The sequence below is a fragment of the Microbacterium bovistercoris genome, assembly GCF_003387575.1.
Taxonomy (GTDB): domain Bacteria; phylum Actinomycetota; class Actinomycetes; order Actinomycetales; family Microbacteriaceae; genus Microbacterium; species Microbacterium bovistercoris.
The window spans coordinates 19,326-42,624 of the sequence record NZ_QUAB01000016.1 but is presented as its reverse complement, the minus strand read 5'-3'; the positions used below and the strand labels follow the sequence as shown (position 1 = coordinate 42,624).

The 23,299-nt window shown below is 70.0% G+C and carries 21 protein-coding genes and 1 tRNA gene; 9 read left to right on the top strand and 13 right to left on the bottom strand.

What is annotated here, in order from left to right:
• The first annotated feature begins 95 nt into the window (after positions 1-95).
• Entirely contained in the window at positions 96-434 is a 339-nt protein-coding gene (locus DY023_RS03730; RefSeq protein ID WP_116241001.1) for an L-rhamnose mutarotase, read from the top strand.
• A gap of 13 nt (positions 435-447) precedes the next feature.
• Here the strand turns inward: DY023_RS03730 and DY023_RS03725 are convergent, their stop codons facing one another.
• Positions 448-1,422: a LacI family DNA-binding transcriptional regulator gene (locus DY023_RS03725; protein WP_220347225.1), complete on the bottom strand. Its 975-nt coding sequence runs from the start codon at positions 1,420-1,422 to the stop codon at positions 448-450.
• 86 nt (positions 1,423-1,508) lie between these two features.
• Between DY023_RS03725 and rhaI the strand changes: the two genes are divergently transcribed.
• Both rhaI and DY023_RS03715 read left to right on the top strand, forming a co-directional pair.
• Positions 1,509-2,672 carry an L-rhamnose isomerase gene (gene rhaI, locus DY023_RS03720; RefSeq protein WP_116241023.1) on the top strand — a complete coding sequence of 388 codons (1,164 nt, stop codon included), beginning with the start codon at positions 1,509-1,511 and terminating at the stop codon, positions 2,670-2,672.
• The gene (locus tag DY023_RS03715) at positions 2,669-3,520 is read left to right on the top strand and encodes an alpha/beta hydrolase (RefSeq protein ID WP_116241000.1); all 852 of its coding nucleotides are present in this window, start codon (positions 2,669-2,671) and stop codon (positions 3,518-3,520) included. Before rhaI ends, DY023_RS03715 begins: the two co-directional genes overlap by 4 nt.
• Positions 3,521-3,725: 205 nt before the next feature.
• Here the strand turns inward: DY023_RS03715 and DY023_RS03710 are convergent, their stop codons facing one another.
• The 3 genes from DY023_RS03710 to DY023_RS03700 are packed head-to-tail and all read right to left on the bottom strand — an operon-like array spanning position 3,726 to position 6,660.
• A complete protein-coding gene (locus DY023_RS03710) occupies positions 3,726-4,808 on the bottom strand; it encodes a Gfo/Idh/MocA family protein (protein ID WP_116240999.1) in 1,083 nt (360 codons plus the stop codon).
• Complete coding sequence (locus tag DY023_RS03705; protein ID WP_181905712.1) at positions 4,805-5,536, bottom strand: cupin domain-containing protein; 732 nt, start codon at positions 5,534-5,536, stop codon at positions 4,805-4,807. Before DY023_RS03705 ends, DY023_RS03710 begins: the two co-directional genes overlap by 4 nt.
• Positions 5,533-6,660 (bottom strand): Gfo/Idh/MocA family protein, encoded by a 1,128-nt coding sequence (locus tag DY023_RS03700; protein ID WP_116241021.1) that lies wholly within the window; start codon positions 6,658-6,660, stop codon positions 5,533-5,535. The genes DY023_RS03705 and DY023_RS03700 overlap by 4 nt, the downstream gene beginning before the upstream one ends.
• 105 nt (positions 6,661-6,765) lie before the next feature.
• On the opposite strand from DY023_RS03700, the gene DY023_RS03695 reads away from it, so the two are divergent.
• The 4 genes from DY023_RS03695 (at position 6,766) to DY023_RS03680 (ending at position 11,844) form a co-directional block, all read left to right on the top strand.
• A complete protein-coding gene (locus tag DY023_RS03695) occupies positions 6,766-7,755 on the top strand; it encodes a LacI family DNA-binding transcriptional regulator (RefSeq protein WP_220347224.1) in 990 nt (329 codons plus the stop codon).
• 81 nt (positions 7,756-7,836) lie between these two features.
• The gene (locus tag DY023_RS03690) at positions 7,837-9,873 is read left to right on the top strand and encodes a bifunctional aldolase/short-chain dehydrogenase (protein ID WP_116240997.1); all 2,037 of its coding nucleotides are present in this window, start codon (positions 7,837-7,839) and stop codon (positions 9,871-9,873) included.
• Between the two features lie 154 nt (positions 9,874-10,027).
• Positions 10,028-11,431 (top strand): rhamnulokinase, encoded by a 1,404-nt coding sequence (locus DY023_RS03685; RefSeq protein WP_116240996.1) that lies wholly within the window; start codon positions 10,028-10,030, stop codon positions 11,429-11,431.
• A 50-nt stretch (positions 11,432-11,481) separates the two neighbouring features.
• Positions 11,482-11,844: a GntR family transcriptional regulator gene (locus tag DY023_RS03680; protein WP_116240995.1), complete on the top strand. Its 363-nt coding sequence runs from the start codon at positions 11,482-11,484 to the stop codon at positions 11,842-11,844.
• Here DY023_RS03680 and DY023_RS03675 read toward each other — a convergent pair.
• From DY023_RS03675 to serS, 5 genes are all read right to left on the bottom strand, one after another.
• Positions 11,841-13,064 (bottom strand): LCP family protein, encoded by a 1,224-nt coding sequence (locus tag DY023_RS03675; RefSeq protein ID WP_245958577.1) that lies wholly within the window; start codon positions 13,062-13,064, stop codon positions 11,841-11,843. The genes DY023_RS03680 and DY023_RS03675 overlap by 4 nt on opposite strands.
• Positions 13,065-13,149: 85 nt before the next feature.
• On the bottom strand, positions 13,150-14,397 hold the full coding sequence (locus DY023_RS03670) for an LCP family protein (protein WP_116240993.1): 1,248 nt from the start codon (positions 14,395-14,397) through the stop codon (positions 13,150-13,152).
• A gap of 22 nt (positions 14,398-14,419) precedes the next feature.
• Positions 14,420-14,504: transfer RNA gene (locus DY023_RS03665), tRNA-Ser, on the bottom strand.
• Between the two features lie 140 nt (positions 14,505-14,644).
• A complete protein-coding gene (locus DY023_RS03660) occupies positions 14,645-15,472 on the bottom strand; it encodes an HAD family hydrolase (protein ID WP_116240992.1) in 828 nt (275 codons plus the stop codon).
• On the bottom strand, positions 15,469-16,740 hold the full coding sequence (gene serS / locus DY023_RS03655; protein WP_116240991.1) for a serine--tRNA ligase: 1,272 nt from the start codon (positions 16,738-16,740) through the stop codon (positions 15,469-15,471). Before serS ends, DY023_RS03660 begins: the two co-directional genes overlap by 4 nt.
• A 56-nt stretch (positions 16,741-16,796) precedes the next feature.
• On the opposite strand from serS, the gene DY023_RS03650 reads away from it, so the two are divergent.
• Entirely contained in the window at positions 16,797-17,795 is a 999-nt protein-coding gene (locus DY023_RS03650; RefSeq protein WP_116240990.1) for a diacylglycerol/lipid kinase family protein, read from the top strand.
• Between the two features lies 1 nt (position 17,796).
• Here the strand turns inward: DY023_RS03650 and DY023_RS03645 are convergent, their stop codons facing one another.
• The 3 genes from DY023_RS03645 to DY023_RS17905 form a co-directional block, all read right to left on the bottom strand.
• Positions 17,797-18,513 (bottom strand): hypothetical protein, encoded by a 717-nt coding sequence (locus DY023_RS03645; RefSeq protein ID WP_116240989.1) that lies wholly within the window; start codon positions 18,511-18,513, stop codon positions 17,797-17,799.
• Positions 18,514-18,561: 48 nt separating this feature from the next.
• Complete coding sequence (cls, locus tag DY023_RS03640; protein WP_116241020.1) at positions 18,562-20,022, bottom strand: cardiolipin synthase; 1,461 nt, start codon at positions 20,020-20,022, stop codon at positions 18,562-18,564.
• A 114-nt stretch (positions 20,023-20,136) separates the two neighbouring features.
• Positions 20,137-20,313, bottom strand: a complete 177-nt coding sequence (locus DY023_RS17905; RefSeq protein WP_181905711.1) for a hypothetical protein — start codon at positions 20,311-20,313, stop codon at positions 20,137-20,139.
• Positions 20,314-20,430: 117 nt separating this feature from the next.
• Between DY023_RS17905 and DY023_RS03635 the strand changes: the two genes are divergently transcribed.
• On the top strand, positions 20,431-21,570 hold the full coding sequence (locus tag DY023_RS03635; protein WP_116240988.1) for a DUF4192 family protein: 1,140 nt from the start codon (positions 20,431-20,433) through the stop codon (positions 21,568-21,570).
• 18 nt (positions 21,571-21,588) lie between these two features.
• Here DY023_RS03635 and lysS read toward each other — a convergent pair whose 3' ends face one another.
• Positions 21,589-23,115 carry a lysine--tRNA ligase gene (gene lysS / locus DY023_RS03630; RefSeq protein ID WP_116240987.1) on the bottom strand — a complete coding sequence of 509 codons (1,527 nt, stop codon included), beginning with the start codon at positions 23,113-23,115 and terminating at the stop codon, positions 21,589-21,591.
• Between the last annotated feature and the right edge of the window lie 184 nt (positions 23,116-23,299).

Here is a 23,299-nt window from a genome sequence, read left to right as displayed (position 1 = left end):
GCTCAGGTCGCAGGTCGTCCCGCTCTCCGGTCGCGAGAGCGGGACGAACTGCGATCCGGATGCATGATGAGAGACACCCCGGAAGAAGGAACCCCATGACCCGCGTCTGCTTCGAACTGCAGGTCCGACCCGAACTGCTCGACGAGTACCTGGAGCGGCACTCCCCGGTCCGGCCGGAGATGCTCGCCGAGATCGCGGCATCCGGCCGGCGGAACTACTCGCTGTTCCTCGCCGACGGCGGACGCCTGGTCGGCTATTACGAGACCGACGACGACGAGGCCGCGCAGGCGTACCTCGCGGCATCCGCAGTCGCCACGCGGTGGGAGGCCGAGATGGCGCGTTTCTTCGTCGGCCTGGAGGGCCGCCCGGATCAGGCCGCCGTGCGGCTGACGGAGGTGTTCAACCTCGCCGATCAGCGCGCCGCGGCGGACTGACCCAACGGCTTCCTCAGGCCGACGCGCGCAGCACGAGCTCGGGCACGAACCGCACGTGGCGCGGCTCGCCGCCGAGCAGCAGTTCCACCGCGCTGGCGCCGATGTCGGCGGCGGGCTGGCGCACCGAGGTGAGCGGCACGACCGCCGCCGGCGCGAAGTCGATGTCGTCGTAGCCGACGAGCGCCACGTCCTGCGGCATCCGCACGCTGCCCGACATCACCAGCGACTGGATGAGTCCGAGGGCGACCAGGTCGTTCGCCGCGAACACGCCGTCGGGTCGCTGGGCGGCGGGGCGCGCGAGCAGGTCCTCGCCGATGCGGCGGCCGTCCTCGACGGTCAGGGTCGGGCTGGGCAGTCGCTCGAGCGTGGCGCCGGATGCCGCGACCGCGGCCTGCGCGCCGAGATGACGATCGCGCACCTGATGCACGGCATCCGGGCCGCCGGCGAAGGCGATTCGGCCTCGTCCCTGGGCGATCAGGTGCGCCACGGCGAGCCGGCCACCCTCGATGTCGTCGACGGCGACCGACGAGAGCGTGTCGGTCTCGGCGTCGCGATCGACGAGCACGGCGGGGATCCCGCTGTGCTCGAGGTGCTCGATGATCGCCTCCTCTCCCCCGATCGGCGCCACCAGGACGCCCGATGCGCGCTGCTCCGCGAACAGCGAGAGGTACCGCGCCTCGCGCTCGGCGTCGCCGTCGCTGCCTGCCACCAGCAGGGAGAGCCCCTCCTGCGCGGCGCGCGCCTCGGCACTGCGGGCGATCGCGGCGAAGAACGGGTTGGCCAGGTCGTGCACGATGAGCCCGAGGCTGCGGCTGCGGCCGGCGCGCAGCTGGCGGGCGGCGTCGTTGCGCACGAAGCCGAGTTCGTCGATGGCTCGCCGCACGCGCTCCACGGTGCCGGCCGCGACCCGATCGGGCCGGTTGAGCACGTTCGACACGGTGCCCACCGACACCTGCGCCGCGGCCGCGACGTCTTTCACGCTGACCACTGCGCACCCCCGGAGCTTGACGAGATCATCAGGGGCATCCTATCCTCGAATCAGACTTTATGAAACGATTCATGAATCGAGCGATGATGACAGAGCTGTCCCCCGACATCCGCGCCGAGCTGGAGCGCCAGGCGATCGAACTGCCCTCCTGGGCCTTCGGCAACTCCGGCACCCGCTTCCGCGTGTTCGGCACGCCGGGCACCCCGCGCGACCCGTTCGAGAAGATCGCGGACGCCGCCCAGGTGCACAGGTACACCGCCTTGGCGCCGACGGTCGCCCTGCACATCCCCTGGGACATGTGCGACTTCGACGACCTGCGGAAGCACGCCGAGGACCACGACGTCGCGCTGGGCACCATCAACTCGAACACCTTCCAGGACGAGGACTACAAGTTCGGCGCGCTGACGCACGAGGACGATGCGATCCGGCAGAAGGCGATCGACCACCACTTCGCGTGCATCGACGTCATGCACGCGACCGGCTCGCGAGATCTGAAGATCTGGCTCGCCGAGGGCTCGAACTACCCCGGGCAGAACGACATGCGCGCCCGCCAGGACCGCCTGCAGGACTCGCTGCAGCAGATCTACGCGCGCCTCGGCGACGACCAGCGCCTGGTGCTGGAGTACAAGTTCTTCGAGCCGGCCTTCTATCACACCGACGTTCCCGACTGGGGGACGAGCTACGCGCAGGTGGCCTCCCTCGGCGACAAGGCGATGGTGTGCCTGGACACCGGCCACCACGCCCCCGGCACCAACATCGAGTTCATCGTGATGCAGCTGCTGCGTCTGGGCAAGCTCGGCTCGTTCGACTTCAATTCGCGCTTCTACGCCGACGACGACCTGATCGTCGGCGCGGCCGACCCGTTCCAGCTGTTCCGCATCCTGTTCGAGGTGGTGCGCGGCGGCGGTCTGAACAACCCCGACGTGGCGTTCATGCTCGACCAGTGCCACAACATCGAGGACAAGATCCCCGGGCAGATCCGCTCGGTGCTGAACGTGCAGGAGATGACCGCCCGCGCCCTGCTCGTCGACCGCGACGCGCTCGCCGCCGCGCAGACGGCGAACGACGTGCTCACCGCCAACGCCGTGTTCATGGACGCGTTCTACACCGATGTCCGTCCCGCCCTGGCCGCGTGGCGCGAGTCGCGCGGGCTGCCCTCCGACCCGATGGCCGCGTACGCCGCATCCGGCTACCAGCAGCGCATCGCCGCCGACCGCGTCGGCGGAGTTCAGGCAGGATGGGGAGCATGAGCGACCTGACTGCGGAATCCACCGCGCCCTACCTCGCCGCCGACGGGCTCGTGCGCGTGTACCCGGCCACGGATCCGAACGGCACCGGACTCGTCTGGGCGCACGGCGGAGGTTTCCTGTTCGGTGACATCGACATGCCCGAAGGCGACTGGGTCGCCCAGCAGCTCGCCGCCCGGGGCACGACGGTCGTCTCTGTCGACTACCGGCTCGCGCCGAAACCGGAGGACTTCCACCCCGGCGTGAAGGAAGAGCCCGGCCACATCTACCCGGCCGGCTCCGACGACATGGTCAGCGCCATCCGCTGGATGCGCGCGCACGCCGGCGATCTCGGCATCCGCTCCGACGCGATCGCCGTCGGCGGCGCGAGCGCGGGCGCGAATCTCGCTGCCGGCGCGGCACTGCGCCTCGCCGGCACCGACGACGGCGTCGCGCTCGCGGTGCTCGCCTACCCGACGCTGCACGCGATCCAGGGCGAGCCGTCCGCAGAGACGCGCGTGGTGCTCGACGCCGACGCGGATCGCGGCGGATTCCCGCCGGACGTGATCCTCAACATGTACGAGAACTACCTCGGCGGCCCCGTCGAGAACGCGCCGCTGCCGGCGGTTCCCGGCCTCGCCACGGCATCCGAGCTCGCGGACTTCCCGCCGACCATCATCGTCAACAGCGAGGTCGACGGGCTGCGACCGTCGGGCGAGCAGTTCGCCGCGACGCTGAAGGACGCCGGCCGCGGCGTGCAGCTGTTCACCGAGCCCGGCACCCGGCACGGCCACCTGAACCGGCCCGAAGAGGATGCCGCCGCGCGCACGATCGACCGCTTCGCCACCCGCATCGCGGCCCTCGTGGCCTGAACGGCGAGGACGGATGCGCTGCGGCTGCAGGCCGTGAACGGTACCGCCCCGTCACCGCAAGAACCGAGGATGCCGTCATCCGCTCCGGTCTCACTCGTTGCGGGTGCGGCCGACGAAACACCCGCCACAATTGAGACCGGAGCAGAAGGAGGCGCCGCTCCGGTCTATCTCGGTGAAGTTCCTGCGCTCAGCGAAGCTCCTGCGCTCAGCGAACCGGCCCGACGGCCGTGGCCATCCCCGCCAGCACCCGCGCCTGCTCCTGCGCCCGGATGCTCAGCTCCGCGGCCATGAACGCGTGCTCCTGCGTCATCGCGGTCTCGGTGCGGTCGAGGCAGTCCCTGATCAGCCGGCCGAAGTACGGGAATCCGGTCTTTCCTGCCGCATCGAAGCGGTACTGGCCGTCCTGGTTGACGAGCAGCACCTGGTCGCCCCCGTTATCGGTGGTGATGTCGATGTACTTGCGCAGCTCGATGTAGCCGTCAGCACCGAGGATGAGCGTGCGCCCATCGCCCCACATACCGAGCCCGTCTGGGGTGAACCAGTCCACCCGCACGTATCCCGTGGTTCCGTTGTCGAGCACGACGTGCGCATCGCCGAAGTCCTGCAGTCCAGGTGTCTCCGGGTGCGCGTAGTTGGCGACGGTCGCGCTGACGATCTCACCGCCGGTCGCGCCCGTGAACTGCAGCATCTGCTCGAAGTTGTGGCTGCCGATGTCGCAGAGGATGCCGCCGTAGCGGTCCGGCTCGAAGAACCAGTCCGGCCGTCCGGTGCCGACCCGATGCGGTCCGAACGAGGCGACCTGCAGCACTCGCCCGATCGCGCCCTGGTCGATGAGCTGGCCGGCCAGCAGCGCGGCCTCCGACTGAAGTCGCTCGCCGTAGTAGACCGCGAAGATCCCGCCGGTGCGCTCCACGGCCGCGCGCGCGGCGGCGAGCTGCGCGGAGCTCGTGATGGCGGGCTTGTCGCTGAAGAAGTCCTTGCCCGCATCGAGCACCCGCACACCGAGCGGCGCACGGTCGCCGGCGATCGCGGCACTCGCGACGAGACGGACGTCGCGATCTTCGAGCACCTCCTGCTCAGAGGCCGCGACCCGCGCACCCGGGTACCGCGCAGCGAAGGCGGCCGCCCGCTCGGGATCGGAGTCGTGCACGAGCGACAGCGTGCCGCCGGCCCCGATCAGCCCCTCGACCATGCCGAAGATGTGCCCATGGTCGAGACCGACGGCGGCGAAGACGAACTCGCCGGGATCCACGACAGGAGTGGGAAGGGGGTCGAAGGTGAAGGTCATCGTGAGGACTCCTGATCAGTGGGAACAGCTGTGACGTCGTAGGTGCGCAACCGTCCGCACATGCCGAAGCGTCGCTCGCCTGTCGATGCGGCGGCCTCGTGCACGCGGGCCGTCGCGAGATGCCCGACATCGCCTGCGGCCACGGCGGATGCCAGGGCCAGCGACTCCTGGGCCTGGGCGAGCGGTCCAGCCGCCACCAGGCCGGGCCAGGCGGCGGCACGCTCCCGCACGAGCGCACCGGCGGCAGCATGGAAGGCCGCCAGCGGTGCCGGATCGCCGGCGAGCGCGGCATCCCGCAGCACCTCGAACCCAGCGACCGCGAGGTCGCGGCGCCGGGCGGCGCGCCCGGCCTGCTCCTGCGGGGCGCCCAGCGATGCCGCTTCGGCGTAGGCCGCAGCATCCGCCACCACCTCCGCGGGAAACGTCATCACGGCGTCGCCCGCCTCGGGCAGCCCGGCGTTGCTCATCAGCACGACCACGCGCAGTCCGCCGTTGTTCACCGCGCGGTGGATCGTGCCCGGCGTGAACCACACCACTGACCCGGCTGTGAGTGGCGTCTCGCGGTATCCCTCGCCGTCGATGCTCTGCAGCTCCCCCTCGCCCGAGACGACGAGGTACGCCTCGGTCGACACCAGGTGCAGGTGCGGGCTGCCGCCGCAGATCCCATCGCCCGCCGCATCGGAGTACACGTCGAGGTGCGACACCGAGGTCCCGCCCGGGAAGCTCATGATGCGGCCTCGATCAACGAGCGCTGCTTCTCGTGGAAGTGCGGTGCGTGCGCGACGAGCTGACCGGCACGGTAGTACGGGTCGGATGCCGGCAGGGGCAGTGCGACGAACTCGTGCTCGAAGCCGGCCTTGTAGATCGCGGTGACCACCTCGACCGCGTTGCGGCCGTCCTGGCCGGTGGAGATCGGGTCCCGGCCCTCGCGGATCGCGGCGAGCAGGTCGCCGATCTGCCCCGCGTGGCCGTGGTGCGTGAGCGGCTCGCGCTCCGCCACCAGCGTCTCGATCCGGTCGACGAGGCGAGCATCGCCATCGGGTTCGGGGAACCCGTCGGGTCTGGACCGCTCGGCTGCGACCGACCACGGCTGCGAGATGCGGGCGTTCGCGCCCTGGATCACGATCTCCTGCTGCTCGCCGTGGTGCACCACCGAGCTGGTCAGCTGCGCGAGGCCGGTGTCATAGCGCAGCACGGCCACCGAAAGGTCCTCGACCTCGGCGTTGTCGTGCTGGGTGTTCGCGAGCATCGCGGTGACCTCGGCGGGCCGCCCCAGCAGCCAGAGCAGCAGGTCGATGTGGTGGATGGCGTGGTTCAGCGTGCAGCCGCCGCCCTCCTTCTCCCACGTGCCGCGCCACCACAGGTCGTAGTACGGCAGTCCGCGCCACCACGCGGAGTCCACCCGCACGTGCGAGATCGATCCGAGGATGCCGGAGCCCACCACGTGCTTGAGGGTCGCGAGATCGTCGCGGAACCGGTTCTGCGCGACGACCGACAGCAGGCGCCCGGAGCGCTCCTGCGCGGCGAGCATCGCGTCGCACTCCTCCAGCGAGGGCGCCATCGGCTTCTCCACGAGCACATGGATGCCGGCATCCAGCGCGGCGATCGCGAGCGCCGCGTGCGTGGATGGCGGGGTGCAGATGCTCACCACGTCGAGGTCCGCATCGGCGATCATGGCCGCCGGGTCGTCGTAGGCGGCGGCGTCGAGTCCGAAGGCCTCGGCCTTCTGTGTGGCCCTGCCCGGCAGCACGTCGGCGAGCGCCACGATCTGGCACTGCTCGCCGAACGCGAGGTACCCGCCGATGTGGGCATCCGCGATCCCGCCTGTGCCGATGATCCCGATCCTGAGCATGATCTCCTCATCCATCATTGATTGACCGAGTGAACTACTACGTATTACTAAATCGTATGGATAGCATGGCCGACAGGTTCCGAGTTCGTCAAGAGGAGGATGCCGATGGGCGATCGCCCCACGAGCCATGACGTCGCCCGGGCGGCGGGCGTCTCGCAGTCGACCGTCTCATTCGTATTCACCGGCCGCGCCGGCATCTCGGATGCCACGCGCGAGAAGGTGCTGCGCGCGGCATCCGAGCTCGGCTACCGCCCGAACCTCGCCGCGCGGGCGATGCGCACCCGCCGCACGGGGCGACTGGCGATCGTCGTCCCGATCGCCAGCGTCATCCCGCTCACCCTGATCCCGGGTGCCGCGGCCGCGGCAGAGGAGGCCGGGTACGTCGTCGAAGTCGTGAGCCTCCCGCAGGATCCGGCCGCCCGCGAGGAGCGCGTCGCCGAGGTGCGGGACTCGGGACAGTACGAAGGCGTGCTCGCATTCTCCCCGCTGCCGTCATCAGAGCCCTCCCCCGACGGGCCGGTGGTCCTCGCGGCCGGCGAGTTCGACGAGGAGATGCACGCCGCCGGCGAATTCACCGACGCGCAGCCCGTCGCCCAGCTGATCGAGCGTCTGGTCGGGCTGGGGCACCGACGGTTCCTGCACCTCGCCGGCCCCGACAGCTTCCCGTCCGCACGCGCCCGGCGGGCGGCGTATCTCACCGCCGTCGAACAGCTCGGAGCGACCTCACTCGGCGTCGTCGACGGCGACTGGAGCGGCGAGGACGGCGAGGCCGCCGTGGCCGCGCTCCCGGACGACGCCCGACCGCTTGCCGTGATCGCAGCGAACGACGTGATCGCCACCGGGGCCATCCGTGCCGCCCTCCGCCGAGGCTGGAGCCTGCCCGACGACATGAGCATCACCGGGTGGGACGACCACCCGCAGAGCGCCTTCCTCTCACCGTCGCTCACCAGCGTGCGGCAGGACCGCGAACGCCTCGGCGCCTACTCCATGCGACGACTGATCGCCGCCGTGCGCGGCACGGAGGCACCGCCCCGCCCCGCCGATCTGCTCACGATCCAGTGGCGGGAATCGACCGCGGCCCCCGGAGACGTGTAGACGCGACAGCGAAGGCCTTGCGTTCCGGCATCCGATCGACCTATTCTTGAAACGATTCATACGCTGATCGACGGAGCTGTCATGACCAACCCCACCGCCGCCGCCCTGATCGCGCGCTCGAACCGCCTCGGCGCCGACCCGAAGAACACGAACTACGCCGGCGGTAACACGTCGGCGAAGGGCACCGAGACCGACCCGGTCACCGGGCAGCCGGTGGAGCTGCTGTGGGTGAAGGGCTCCGGCAGCGACCTGGGCACGCTGACGGAAGCCGGGCTGGCCGTACTGCGCCTGGACCGCATGCGTGCGCTCGTCGACGTCTACCCCGGCGTGGACCGTGAGGACGAGATGGTCGCCGCGTTCGACTACTGCCTGCATGGCAAGGGCGGTGCGGCGCCCTCGATCGACACCGCCATGCATGGCCTGGTGGATGCCGCGCACGTCGACCACCTGCACCCCGACAGCGGCATCGCGATCGCCACCGCCGCCGACGGCGAGGCGCTCACCGGGCAGATCTTCGGCGACAAGGTCGTGTGGGTGCCGTGGCGCCGCCCGGGCTTCCAGCTCGGACTCGACATCGCGGAGATCAAGAAGAAGAACCCGCAGGCGATCGGCTGCATCCTCGGCGGTCACGGCATCACCGCCTGGGGCGACACGAGCGACGAGGCCGAGGCGAACTCGCTGTGGATCATCGACACCGCCGCCGCCTACATCGCCGCGCACGGCAAGGCGCATCCCTTCGGCGGCGTGCGCGACGGATACGAGGCGCTGCCCGAAGCCGAGCGCCGGGCCCGCGCGGCTGCCCTGGCTCCGACGATCCGCGGCATCGCCTCGACCGACAAGCCGATGCTCGGGCATTTCACCGACGCAGGCGTCGTGCTCGACTTCCTGGCATCCGAGAAGGCGCCGGCGCTGGCCGCTCTCGGTACGAGCTGCCCGGACCACTTCCTGCGCACGAAGGTGAAGCCCCTCATCCTGGATCTGCCCGCCACGGCGTCCGCCGAGGAGCAGATCGCGCGCCTGCACGAGCTGCACGCCGAGTACCGCGCCGACTACCAGGCCTATTACGACGCGCACGCGACCGCGGACTCTCCCGCGATCCGCGGCGCCGACCCGCTGATCGTGCTCGTCCCGGGCGTGGGCATGTTCTCCTACGGCGCGAACAAGCAGACTGCACGCGTCGCCGGCGAGTTCTACGTGAACGCGATAGGCGTCATGCGCGGCGCCGAAGCGCTCTCGACCTATGCCCCGATCTCCGACGCCGAGAAGTTCCGCATCGAGTACTGGGCACTGGAAGAGGCCAAACTGCAGCGGATGCCGAAGCCGAAGACGCACCAGGGTCGGGTCGCCTTCGTCACCGGCGCCGCCTCCGGCATCGGCAAGGCCATCGCCGCCCGCCTCGCCGCCGAGGGCGCGTGCGTCGTCGTCGCCGATCTCGATCTCGAGAAGGCGCGGGCCGCGGCATCCGAGCTCGGGAACGCGGATGTCGCGATCGGCGTCGCCGCGAACGTCGCCGACGCGGATGCCGTGCAGGCAGCCCTCGACGAGGCCGTGCTCGCCTTCGGCGGCGTCGACCTGATCGTCAACAACGCCGGTCTCTCGCTGTCCAAGCCGCTGCTGGAGACCACCGAGAAGGACTGGGACCTGCAGCACGACGTGATGGCGAAGGGCTCGTTCCTCGTCTCGAAAGCCGCCGCGAAGGTGCTCATCGACCAGAAGCTCGGCGGCGACATCATCTACATCTCCTCGAAGAACTCCGTCTTCGCCGGCCCGAACAACATCGCCTACTCGGCGACCAAGGCCGACCAGGCACACCAGGTGCGGCTGCTGGCGGTCGAGCTCGGCGAGCACGGCGTGCGCGTGAACGGCATCAACCCCGACGGCGTGGTCCGCGGCTCCGGCATCTTCGCCAGCGGCTGGGGCGCCAACCGCGCAGCCACCTACGGCGTCGCCGAGGAGGACCTCGGTCAGTTCTACGCCAACCGCACCATCCTCAAGCGCGAGGTCGTGCCTGAGAACGTCGCCGACGCGGTGTACGTGCTCACCGGCCCCGAGCTCTCGCGCACGACCGGGCTGCACATCCCCGTCGACTCCGGCGTCGCGGCCGCCTTCCTGCGATGAGCGGCGCCTTCCCGGCTCCTGCAGGGAGGACGCACCCCTCCCCGCGTCCGGCTCCTGAGCGAGCGAAGCGAGACGAAGGGCGCTCAGGCCCCGGAGACTCGACGCACCCGGATCCTGAGCGAGGAGCGCAGCGACGAGACGAAGGACGCCACCCATGATCCGCGCGTTCGCCGCCGTCGACCTCGGCGCGACGAGCGGCCGGGTGATGATCGGCCGCGTCGGCCCCGACCTGCTCGAGCTCGAGCAGGTCGCCCGATTCCCGAACGGCCCGGTGCAGCGCGAGGACGGCCTGCACTGGGACTTCGGTGCACTGTGCGAGCACATCCTCGACGGCCTCGCCGAGGCCGTGCGGCGCGAGCCAGCCATCGAGAGCATCGGCATCGACTCGTGGGCGGTCGACTACGGTCTGCTACGCGACGGGATGCTGCTGGCCGAGCCGTTCCACTACCGCGACGCGCGTACGGCGCGCGGCGTCGAGAAGGTACACGCGCTCGTCCCGTTCGAGGAGCTGTACTCCCGCAACGGCCTGCAGTTCCTCCCGTTCAACACGATGTACCAGTTCGCCGTCGATGAGCGGATGCCGGATGCCGACACTGCGCTGCTGATCCCGGACCTGCTCGCCTTCCTGCTCACGGGCGCTCGGGTCGCCGAGCGCACGAACGCGTCGACGACCGGACTGCTCGCGGTGCACACCGCGGAGTGGGATCGCGACCTCGCCGAGAAGATCGGTGTGGATCCACGCATCCTGCCGCCGCTCGTCGAAGCGGGAGCGGTGATCGGGCGTCTGACGCCTGAGGTCGCCGCGCGGCTCGGCGCGGACCTGCCCGTCGTCGCGGTCGGCTCGCACGACACCGCCTCCGCGGTCGCCGCGGCGCCTCTGCCCTCCCGGGAGTCGGCGTACATCTCGTGCGGCACGTGGGGACTCGTCGGGCTGGAGCTGGACGCGCCCGTCGTGACCGATGCCGCCCGCGCAGCGAACTTCACCAACGAGCTCGGCGTCGACCGCCGCATCCGCTTCCTGCACAACGTCACCGGTCTCTGGCTGCTCAGCGAGAGCGTGCGGGCCTGGGAGGCGCAGGACGGCACGCCGATCGATCTGCCCGCCCTGCTCGCGCAGGCGGCATCCGTCGACGACGCACTCCCCCTGTTCGACGCGAACGACCCGAGCTTGGCGGCACCGGGCGGGATGCCGGAGCGCATCGCCGCGGTGCTGCACGAGTCCGGGCACCCGGTGCCGCAGGATCGGCCGGCGCTGGTGCGCACCATCGTCGAGTCGATCGCTGCGGCGTTCGCCGACGCCGTCGCGACGGCCGCGCAGCTCACCGGTCGCCGTGTGGATGCGATCCAGCTGGTCGGCGGCGGCTCGCTGAACGAGCTGCTCTGCCAGGCCACTGCCGACAGCTCCGGCCTTCCGGTGCTCGCCGGTCCGGTCGAGGCGACCGCGCTGGGCAACGTGCTCGTGCAGGCGCGGGCGGCCGACGCCGCTCCCGTGACGCTGGAGGGTCTGCGAGATCTCGTCTCCCGCACGCACAGCCCGCGTCGCTACGAACCGCGCTGAACGACAGGCAGCGGGTCCCCGGCCTGATACGTTCTGCGCAGGAGGCCCCCATGCCAGAAATCGACATCGCCATCGACCCCGGATCGGCGATTCCGCCGTTCGAGCAGCTCCGCGACGGTCTGCGTGAACGGATCGCAAGCGGCGGGCTGCGTCCCGGCACGAAACTGCCCCCGGTCCGCACCCTGGCGACGTCGCTGGGCCTCGCCGCCAACACGGTCGCGCGCAGCTACCGCGAGCTCGAGGCCGAGGGGTTCGTCGAGACGCGGGGGCGAGGCGGCACCGTGGTCGCCCCGCGACTGGACTCGCCGCAGCGCCACCAGCGGATGCTGGAGCTCACGCGCGAGTACGTCGCCGCCGTCGATGCGCTCGGCGTCGACCGTGCGGAGATCCCGGGCTACCTGGGCCGGGTCTAGCGTCCGTTCCCGTTCGAGCAGGTCCTGGCATCCGCGTTCTGCCCGCTGACGTTCGGCGGGAGCGCGACGGGCGCACCGCCCGGGGTCGGCGATGCGGATGCGGTCGGCGCGGCGGTCTGCCCCGGGGCATCCACCACGCCCTCCTGCGAACCGCGTTCGTGCGTGACCTGCAGCGGGCGGTTCTCCGCGATCGCAGCCCACATCTGCTCGGCCGAGGTCTCGTCGGGCACGACCTTGCTCTTGTTGCTGGGGTCGTCGAAGACCGGGTACTGCAGGAACACGTAGTCCGCAGGCGGCACGTCCTTGAGAGCGAGGCCGATCTGGGCGATCCGCATCGGATCCAGCTTGTCGCTGAGCTCGGAGCGCTTCACGCCGATGCCGGCCAGCCGCAGTACCGTTCCGACGTTGCCGAGTACCTCACCGCTGGTCATCTTGCGCACCAGACTCGACATGTACTGCTGCTGATTGCCGATGCGGCTGAGGTCGCTGCCGCCGACCAGGCCGTGCCTGGTTCGCAGGAAGTTCAGCGCGGGAAGCCCCTTCAGCGAGTGCGTGCCTGCCGTGAGCTTCAGCCCGGTCTTGGGGTCGTCGATCGGCTTGGCGAGGCACACCTCGACACCGCCGATCGCGTTGGTCACTTCGATCACGCCGCCGAAGGTCACGGATGCCGCGAACGTGACCTGCTGTCCGCTGAGCTCGGAGACCGTCTTGGCGACGCAGTTCAGGCCGCCGCGGCCGTAGGCCTCGTTCATCGCCGCCCTGCTGGTCTCGGCGTGCACGGTGCCGTTCTCGTCGGTGCACTCGGGCTGGCCGACCATCATGTCGCGGGGGAAGCTGACGACGGTCACCCGGCGCGGGTCGTTCGACACGTGCACGAGCAGATTCACGTCGTTGAGCTTCCCGGACTGCTTCTTGTCGTCGCAGCGGTCTCCGAACAACTGCGCGATGTCCTTCTCGCACTTGTCGATGCCCGTCAGCAGGATGTTGAAGCCGCCCTCGTACGCGCCGATGTCGGGAGGCAGCTCGACGGGGTCGTCGAGCGTCACGGTGTTCTCAGCGGCGGTGTTCACCAGCTGCGCGGCGACGAAGGCGACGACGCCCGTCGTGCTCACCAGCACGACGGCCAGAGCGATGCCGAGCAGCGACATCAGCTGCCCGAACGCCCTCGGCGTGCGCTGCGGCCCGTGCCGCAGGATCGGTCGCCGTCTCCTCAGTCCCACCAGGTGCACCCCCTGCCGCCCTCGCGGGGTCGGAGGGTAGCCTCACCCTACCCGGGCGATCGCTCGATGCCGGGAGCGCCGCGGATCAGCGCCGGACGTTGCCGTTCGAGCAGGTCTGCTGCGCGGCCGAGTTGCCCTTGACCGTCGACGGCAGCTGAGCGACCTGGTCGGGAGCGGGCGTCGCGCCGGGCTCCGTCGTCGCGGGAGGGGTGGTCGCCTCCGGGGCGTCCTCGACGACGACGCCGTCGTTCTTGGTGTTCTTGTGGGTGATCTCGAGCTGCTTGTTCGCGGAGATCGCTGCCCACATCTGCTCGGCGGAGTCGTAGTCCGGCACGACCTTGTTCGCGTCGTCCGGGTCCTCCGCGGTCGGGTACTGCACGAACACGATGTCGTTGAGCGGCACGTCCTTGAGCGCCAGTCCGATCTGCACCAGCTTCATCGGGTCGGCGAGCGTCGTGCTGGTCGTGAGATTGTGCACGGCCGTGTCGGCGAGCTTCAGCATGACGGGGATGTTGCCCAGCGTCTCGCTGCTCATCATCTTGCGCGCCAGGCTCGACATGTACTGCTGCTGGTTGCCGATGCGGCCGAGGTCGGAGCCGTCACCGACGCCGTGCCGGGTGCGCAGGAACTGCAGGGCCTGCAAGCCGACGACGGTGTGGTTGCCTGCCGCCATGTCCAGACCGGTGTACTTGTCCTTGATCGGCGTCGCCAGGCACACGTCCACGCCGCCGATGGCGTTCGTGATCTCGATCACGCCACCGAAGGTCACGGATGCCGCGAACTGGATGTCCTCGCCGGTGAGCTCGGAGAGCGTCTTGGCGACGCAGCTCAGCCCGCCGTACTCCCAGGCCGAGTTCAGCGGCTGCTTGCTCATCGCCGAGCTGACCTGCCCGTTCTCGTCCTCGCAGGAGGGGATCGGGACCATCATGTCGCGGGGGAAGCTGACCGCGGTGACGCGCCGGGGTTCCGCCGAGACGTGCACGAGCAGGTTCACGTCGTTGAGCGTGCCCTCGCTGTCACCTCCGGTACAGCGCTTGCCGAACAGGTGCGCGTACTTCGGCTCGCAGGTGTCGACGCCGGCGAGCAGCAGGTTGAACCCGCCTTCGTAGGCGCCGATGTCCGGCGGCACAGCCTTCTGCCCCTCGAGTTCGACGGCGTTCGCCTGCACCGTGGAGGTCAGCCCGATGCCGATGTACCCGACCACGGCCAGTCCGCTGACCAGCACGACGGCGGCGAAGATGCCGACGATCTTCATCAGCTGACCGGCGAACGTCGGGCTCGCCTGCTGGCCATGACGGGCGAGGGGACGCCGCGGCGTGGTCGACTCGCTCAATCGGTGCCTTTCGGATCTGCTGCGGAGGGTGCGGGATTCGAACCCGCGGAACATCTCTGCTCACTGGTTTTCAAGACCAGCTCCATCGGCCGCTCGGACAACCCTCCCGATCCCGGCCGGAGCCGGACGATCAGGCGTCGAGTCTATCCGGTTTCCGCAGATCTCCGGATGCGCCGAGGATCATTCTCCCGCGCCCTCCTGAGCAACTACTGGGCGACAGCCATGCGCGCGATCCGTACGCCGACGGTCAGCGCGCGGCGACGAGGAGCGAATCGAGGGCGAGGGCGAGCCCGCCCTCCTCGACGGTCGCCGTGACCTCGCCCGCGGTCTCCTTCACGACATCCGGGGCCTGCCCCATGGCGACCGCGCGGCCGCCGCCGGCGAGAGACCAGCCAAACATGCCCAGATCGTTGCGGCCGTCGCCGGCCACCAGCACCCGGTGGGATGCGTGCCCGAGCCGCTCGCGCACGCGCGCCAGCGCCGTGCCCTTGTCGACGCCCTGCGGGGCGATGTCGAGCCACGCCGTCCAGCCGATCGCGTAGGTGACCTCGTTCAGGCCCACCTCGGCGACCAGCTGGTGGAAGTAGTCCTCATCCTGACCGGGAGCCACCACGACCACGCGCGAGACCGGTTGAGCGGACAACTCGCCGAAGGCGACCTGGCGGCCGTTCGCGAGCATCCAGTCCTCGATGTGCTCGGTGAAGAGCCGCTCGCCGGTTCCGGTCTCGACCATGTACCGGGCATCAGGAAGCCGCTCGCCGAGCAGCCCGAGCACCTGCGAGGGGTCGAAGGTCTCGACGTGCCAGCGCTCCCAGTCGTCGCCGACGCGACGCATCGTCACGGCGCCGTTCGAGCACACCACGTACTCCGGCTCGAGCCCGAGCGACTCCAGGTGCGGACGGGTGCCGCCCCAGCTGCGCCCGGTCGCGAGCGTGACGATGTGCCCTGCGTCGCGCAGCCGGCCGATGGCCGCGGGCACGCCCGGACTCATCGTCTCGTCCTCGAGCAGGATCGTGCCGTCGACGTCGAGCGCGACGAGCCAGGTGTCGGATCCGGTGAACGACGCAGCCGTCATGCCTGCACCGGCTCGAGCACCTCGAGGCCGCCCAGGTAGGGGCGCAGCGCCTCGGGCACCCGCACCGAGCCGTCCGCCTGCTGGTGCGTCTCGAGCAGCGCGACGATCCAGCGGGTCGTGGCCAGCGTGCCGTTGAGCGTGGCGACCGGCTGGGTCTTCCCGCCGTCTTCGGCACGGTGCCGCACGTCGAGCCGGCGGGCCTGGTACGTGGTGCAGTTCGAGGTCGAGGTGAGTTCGCGGAAGGCGCCCTGCGTGGGCACCCAGGCCTCGATGTCGTACTTGCGCGCGGCGCTGGAACCGAGGTCGCCGGCGGCGACGTCGATCACCCGGTAGGAGAGGCCGAGTGCCGTGAGCATCTCCTCCTGCAGCGCCACGAGGCGCAGGTGCTCGGCCTCGGCGTCCGCCGGGTCGGTGTAGACGAACATCTCGAGCTTGTTGAACTGGTGCACGCGGATGATGCCGCGGGTGTCCTTGCCGTACGACCCGGCCTCGCTGCGGTAGCAGGTGGACCAGCCGGCGTAGCGAAGGGCGCCCTTGGACAGGTCGACGATCTCGTCCTTGTGGTAGCCCGCGAGCGGCACCTCGCTGGTTCCGACGAGGTACATGTCCTGCGCCTCGAGGCGGTATACCTCGTCGGCGTGCTCGCCGAGGAATCCGGTGCCCTGCATGATCTCGGGCCGCACCAGGGTCGGCACGATCATCGGCGTGAAGCCGTTCTGCAGCGCCTTGTCGAGCGCCATGTTCATCAGCGCGATCTCGAGACGAGCGCCGACCCCCTTGAGGAAGTAGAACCGCGCTCCCGACACCTTCGCGCCGCGCTCCATGTCGATCGCGTCGAGCAGCTCGCCGATCTCGAGGTGGTCGCGGGGCTCGAAATCGAAGGTCGGGACGTCGCCGACCCGGCGCAGTTCGACGAAGTCCTCCTCGCCGCCGGCGGGCACGCCGTCGATGATGACGTTCTCGATGCGGTCGAGCGCCGCGGATGCGGCATCCGCGGCCTCGTTCGCCGCCTGCTGCGCCTGCTTCACGCGCTCGGCGAGCTCCTTGGCCTGCGCGACCAGCGCGGCCTTCTCGTCCTTGGAAGCCTTGGCCACCTGCTTGCCGAACGCGTTCTGCTCGGCGCGCAGCTCTTCGAACGCGGTGATCGCGGCCCGGCGCGATCGGTCGGCCTCGATGGCGGCGTCGACGGTTTCGGGCGCGTTCCCGCGCGCGATCTGAGAGCGTCGGACGGTCTCCGGTTCGTCACGGAGCAGAGCGAGGTCGATCATCCGCCAAGTCTACCGGCGCTCATCAGGGCGCCTGGGCGACCCATTAGAGTGACGTCATGAGCACGCAGGATCGGAAGAGGCAGCACGCCGCGCTCGTGTTCAACCCGATCAAGGTCGATGAGAAGCGACTGCGCACCGCGCTCAAGGCCGGCTCGAAGAAGCACGGCTGGGCCGCGCCGAAGTTCTACGAGACGACGGTCGAGGATGCCGGTCAGGAGGCCACTCGCACGGCGATCGATGAAGGTGCGGCAGCGGTGCTGGTGGCCGGCGGCGACGGCACCGTGCGCGCCGTCTCCGAGGCGATCGCCGGCACCGACGTCCCGCTCGCGATCGTGCCCAGCGGCACCGGGAACCTGTTCGCCCGCAATCTCGACCTGCCGCTGACGGATCCCGAGAGGATGATCGACGCCGTCTTCGCCGGCATGACCCATCCGGTCGACATCGGCTGGGCGCATCTGACCCGCGAAGACGGCTCGACCGCGGAGCACGCGTTCGTCGTCCTGGCCGGCATGGGCCTGGATGCCGCGATGATCGCGAACACGAACTCGAACCTCAAGAAGCAGGTCGGATGGGTGGCCTACGTCGACGGTGCCGCCCGCTCGCTGCCCGGGGCGAAGCCGTTCCGCACCGTCTATCAGATCGATGACCGCCGGCTGCACTCGGTCAAGGTGCAGAGCGTGCTGTTCGCCAACTGCGGCGCGCTGCCCGCCGGGATCGCGCTGGTGCCGGATGCGTCGATCGACGACGGCGTGCTCGACGTCGCCGTGATCCAGCCCACCGGCCCGTTCGGATGGCTGGGCGTGTGGCGGCACATCTGGTGGGACAACTCCGTGCTGCGGCGCACGCGTGCCGGCCGCCGAGTGCTCGAACTGCGCGGCAAGGACACCTCGATCCGCTACCTGCGCGGGACGGCGGCCGAGGCGGCCATGACCGAACCCACATCGATCGAGCTCGACGGCGACGAGTTCGGCGAGGCGGTGCGGATCCGGTGCCGGATCGACAAGGGCGGCCTGCTGCTCGTGCTCCCGGAGGGGCACGACATCAGCAGGTTCTGACTCAGTCCATCACCTCGACGGTGCCGCTGAGGCCGCCGCCCTCGAGTGTCAGCGTGAACGGCGCGTCGTCATCGGCGGGCTCCTGCACGCCGATCACCGTGACGCGCGGTCCCATGTCCATCGTGCAGACCCGGTCGTCGTCCGCGAAGGTCACCGTGGCACCGCCATCGGTCTCCTCCACACCCGAGACCACCGGCGGGCAGGTGGACGAACCCCAGGTGAGGAGCACGATGCCGTCATCGTCGAACCAGCCGGCCGAGGGCTGCATGTCGGTCGGCCCCTCGGGCGCAGCCGGCAGCGCGTCGAGCTCGGTGTCGCCGGTGAAGTCGCCGTTCACGACCGTCACGTCGATGTCCTTCGTGACATCGACCCCTTCGGGGATGACGGCGAGGGATGCACGCGGCGCGAGATCGGAAGTGCACACCCCCTCATCGGGGTCGACGAGAGTCACCGTGATCTCCTGACCTGCGGCCGAGATCGACTCGGTCTGCGGCACGCAGCTGGACGAACCCCAGGTGACCACGGCGAACGAGCGTCCGTCGTCGAGCCACGCGACCTCGACGTCATCGATATCCGGCGCCGAGCCCGAGGTGCTCGTGGGCGCGGGGGCGTCGGATGCCGGCGTCGAGGGCGATTGCGCGCACCCGGACAGCCCGGCCGCGAGTACGGTCGCTGCGGCGAGCGCGGCGGCGGACAGGAGGATGCGCATGCGGTTCATGCCTTCACGGTACCTGCGTCCCGGCATCCGCAGGTACCGATTCGGTCACTACTGCAGCGCGGAGGTGAGTCGCGCGAGGTTGTCGAGCACCGTGGAGCGCAGCGGCTGCTGCTCCCACTCCTCGAGGGTCAGCTCGCGACTCAACCGGCGGTACTCGTCCTCGACCTCGCGCACCTCGGCGACGAACTCCTCGCCGCGCACGAGCATCGAGATCTCGAGGTTCAGGCCGAACGATCGCATGTCCATGTTGCTCGAGCCGATCACCGCGACGTCGTCGTCGATCGTCAGGGTCTTCGTGTGCAGGATGAACGGCTTGCGGTACATCCAGATGCGCACGCCCGCCTTCAGCAGCGCCTCGTAGTAGCTGCGCTGGGCGTGGTAGACCATCGCCTGGTCGCCCTCCTCCGAGACGAACAGCTCGACCTGCACGCCGCGGTCGCAGGCGGTGGACACCGCCAGCAGCAGTGCCTCGTCCGGCACGAAGTAGGGGCTGACCATCATGATCTTGCGCTTGGCGCCGTAGAGCAGTCCGAGGAACAGCTGCAGATTGTTCTCCGCCTCGTATCCGGGCCCGGAGGGCACGATCTGGCAGTCCAGGTCGCCGCTGCCGGTCTCGACGCGGGTGATGTCGATGCCCTCCGGCACCCGGTCGGTCTCGGCGTAGTAGTCGCTGAGGAAGACGGCGTTCACGCTCCCGACGATCGGGCCGTCGACCCTGACCATCAGGTCGACCCAGTGCAGGCCGCGTTTGATGTTCTTGCGCAGGTTGTAAGAGGAGTCGGTGATGTTCTGCGATCCGAGGAAGGCGACTTCGCCGTCGACGACCAGCAGTTTTCGGTGGTTGCGCAGGTCGGGACGCTGCCAGCGGCCCTGAAGCGGCTGCACCGGCAGCATCTCGTGCCAGTCCGCGCCCATCGCGTCGAGCCGCTTCCTGGTCTGCTTGTACTTCGGCTTGCCGCGGTTGGCCCAGAAGTCCAGCAGCACCCGCACCGGGATGCCGCGGGCCGCGACCTCTTCGAGGGCGCGGAAGAAGTTGTCCGTGGCGGCATCCGCCTGGAGGATGTAGAACTCGACGTGCACGTACTCGGTGGCCTGACGGATGGCATCGGCCATCGCATCGAGCGACTCCTGATAGTCGGAGATCAGGTGGGCGCCGTTGTCGCCGGCGAGCGGCAGCGCGCCGAGGCGCTGGTTCATCGTGACCAGCGGCGGGAACCACTCCGGTGCGTTCGGCCGCAGGGTGCCGAAGCGCAGGTTGCTCGCCGTCTCGGCGATGTACGCGTTGATCTGGGCCTGTTTGCGGCGGCGTGCTCGGGGCAGCCGCGGATTGCCGATCAGCAGGAAGAGGATGATGCCGATCTCTGGCAGGAAGAAGATCGCCAGCAGCCAGGCCATCGCCGAGGTGGGGCGACGGTTGCGCGGGATCACGATGATCGCGGTGATGCGGATTCCGAGATCGATCACGGCTATGACGGCGACGATCCACCACGGCCAGTTGCTGGTGTTGATCACTCCCCCGCCTCCGTCAGCTGCCGACGACACTCGGATCAGCGTAACGGCTGGCAGCGACGTTCCGCGTCATTCCGCGGATGTACGCGCGCCCGGGCAGCAGGCGAGCGTGCGTCAGGATGCGCGAGGGGGAAGCCCGCGGCGGGCGCGCTCCTCCGCCTCGATCTCGGAGTGCACCTTGCGCTCGGTGCGGTCGAAGCGCAGGATGCCGCGCAGGATGAAGTAGAACACGGCGCACACGACGATGGTCGGAAGGATCGACCAGATCACTGCACTCCAATAGCTGTCCACCCCTCCATGGTACGCGGGTTCCACCGGTACTCCCCACCCGGGGCGTCCGCTCCGGACTCTGCACAGACAGGCTTCTCACGCGGAGAGGGGGTGCCTGCCTGCGAGCACGCTCGGGGGATGGACACGATCATCAGGGCATCGGATGCCGCAGAACTGCTCAGCCTCGTCCCCGCTCTCGCGGGCTTCACTCCGGTGCGCAGCCTAGTGCTGCTGCCGTTCCACGGCACGCGGGCGCCCGGTGTGCTGCGGATGGACCTGCCGCCGGGCGATGACGCCGTCTGCGACTACGTCGACGAAGTGCTCGACCTGCTCGCCCAGGTGCGCGGCTGCGACGCGATCGCCGTCGTCGTGTACTCCGATGAGGACGCCATTCACACACGCGACGGCCTCGTGCTGCCGCACGCGCTGCTCATCGACCACCTGCTGGGCAGCGCTCACGACGTGGGCTTCCACATCATCGAGGGGCTCTGCGTGCTGCCGTCGGGGTGGAGCGACTACCTCGAACAGGAGCCCGTGCTGCATCCGCTCGGCGAGATCCCGCGGGTGCCGGACCTGCCCGGCGTCGATGTCTCCGCCGACCAGCGCACCGGCACCGAGCTGCCGCCGGCCGACCTGGCCGCACGGCAGCGGGTCGGCATGGCGCTGCGCGATCTGGACGCCGTCCTGGAGCGCCTGCGCTGCGGGGGCGCACAACTCGGCTCCGAGGAGAATCCGCAGGCGATCGGCGCTGCCGTCATGCTGGACGACATCCCGGCGTTCGCCGAGATGCTGTTGGAGGGCGACGACGACCCGCCGCCGTTCGCCTGCGCCGCGCTGCTGTGGTGCCTGCACCGCCCGGCCCTGCGCGACGCCGTGCTGGTGCAGTGGGCGAGCGACCACGCGACGGGCATGCGCGCCTTCGACGCACAGCTGGGGCACGCCCGTCGCGGCGATCCGACTCCCGCCGACGTCGGGGACATCTTCCTCGGCCGCGCCGGCGACCCCGATCCGGCCCGGCTGCGCCGGGCACTCGAGGTCGCGCGCTACGCTGTCGCCTGCGCGCCGCGCGATCTGAGGCCCGACGTCCTGGCATCCGCCGGCTGGCTCTCCTGGGCGCTGGGCAGGTCGACGCACGCCGACGCGTACCTGCGGATGTCCCAGCAGATCGACCCCGAGCACGGCCTGACCGGCCTGCTGCTGCGGGTGCTCGAGAGCGCCCTCCTGCCGACGTGGCTGATGGAACGCGGTGAGCGCCTGGCGACTCAGGTGGGTCGCTGAGCCCGTCGAAGCGCCGGGTTACTTGACCAGCGGGAAGAGGATGGTCTCACGGATGCCGAGGCCGGTGACGGCCATCAGCAGACGGTCGATGCCCATCCCCATTCCGCCCGTCGGCGGCATGCCGTGCTCGAGCGCGCGCAGGAACTCCTCGTCCACGCGCATCGCCTCGAGGTCGCCGCCGGCGGCGAGCTTCGCCTGCTCGATGAAGCGCTCCCGCTGGATGACGGGGTCGACCAGCTCGGAGTAACCGGTGGCCAGCTCGAAGCCGCGCACGTACAGGTCCCACTTCTCGACGACGCCCTCGATGGACCGGTGGTCGCGCACCAGCGGAGAGGTGTCCACCGGGAAGTCCATCACGAAGGTCGGCCGCTCGAGCCCCGGCTTGACGAAGTGCTCCCAGAGCTCTTCGATCAGCTTGCCGTGCGTGGCGTGCGGCGGCACGTCGACGCCGTTCGCCTCGGCGAATGCGACGAGGTCTGCGAGCGCATCCTGAGGGGTGAACTCGCGGCCGGCCGCCTCGGAGAGCGAGCCGTACATCGAGATGCGGTCCCACTGGCCGCCCAGGTCGTACTCCGTGCCATCGGCCCAGGTCACCGTGGTGGAGCCGGAGACGGCGATCGCCGCGTTCTGCACGAGCTCCTGGGTGAGGTCGGCGATGCCGTTGTAGTCGCTGTACGCCTGGTAGGCCTCGAGCATCGCGAACTCGGGGCTGTGCGTGGAGTCGGCCCCCTCGTTGCGGAAATTGCGGTTGATCTCGTACACCCGGTCGATGCCGCCGACGACGGCGCGCTTCAGGTAGAGCTCCGGCGCGATGCGCAGGTACAGCTCGGTGTCGAACGCGTTCGAGTGGGTGATGAACGGACGGGCGGATGCCCCGCCGTGCTGCACCTGCAGCATCGGGGTCTCCACCTCGAGGAAGCCGTGGCCGGTGAACGTGGCGCGCAGGCTGGCGTTCACGGCGGCGCGGGCGCGCACAGTGGTGCGAGCCTGGTCGCGCACGATCAGGTCGAGGAAGCGGCTGCGGACGCGGCCCTCCTCGCTGAGCTCGCCGTACACGTTCGGCAGCGGCAGGATCGCCTTCGAGGCGATGGTCCAGTCGTCGGCCATGATCGACAGCTCGCCGCGGCGGCTGGAGATCACCTCGCCGTGCACGAAGACGTGGTCGCCGAGGTCGACGAGCTCCTTCCATGCGGCGAGGGATTCCTCCCCGACGTTGGCCAGCGAGACCATCGCCTGGATGCGGCTGCCGTCGCCGGCCTGCAGCGTGGCGAAGCAGAGCTTGCCGGTGTTGCGGCTGAACACGATGCGGCCGGCCACGCCGACGACGACGCCGGTCTCGGCGCCCGCATCGAGGTCGCCGTATTCGGCGCGCAGCTGCGGGATCGTGTGGGTCACCGGAACGGACACCGGGAACGCCCCGCCCGCGGCATCCGCACGCTCGGCGATCAGCTTCTCGCGCTTGGCGAGGCGCACCTCACGCTGCTCGAAGGTGTCATCCGCCTCGGTGGTGTCGGCGGTGGGCGCTGCGGCGGGCGCGTCGGTCATGTGCGGGCTCCTCGAAAGTCGCCGTCCAGTCTACCGGCGCGCCCCTGTGCGTCCGGCGGGGGCCGCTCCGGTGGTTCCTTACGCTCGCATCGCGTTCCGCTGCGCCCGTCGGTCCCGCCTCCGGCGAACTCCCGCTCAGCTCCGGCTCTCCCACCCCGCTCCGGTCTCACCAGTTGCGGGTGCG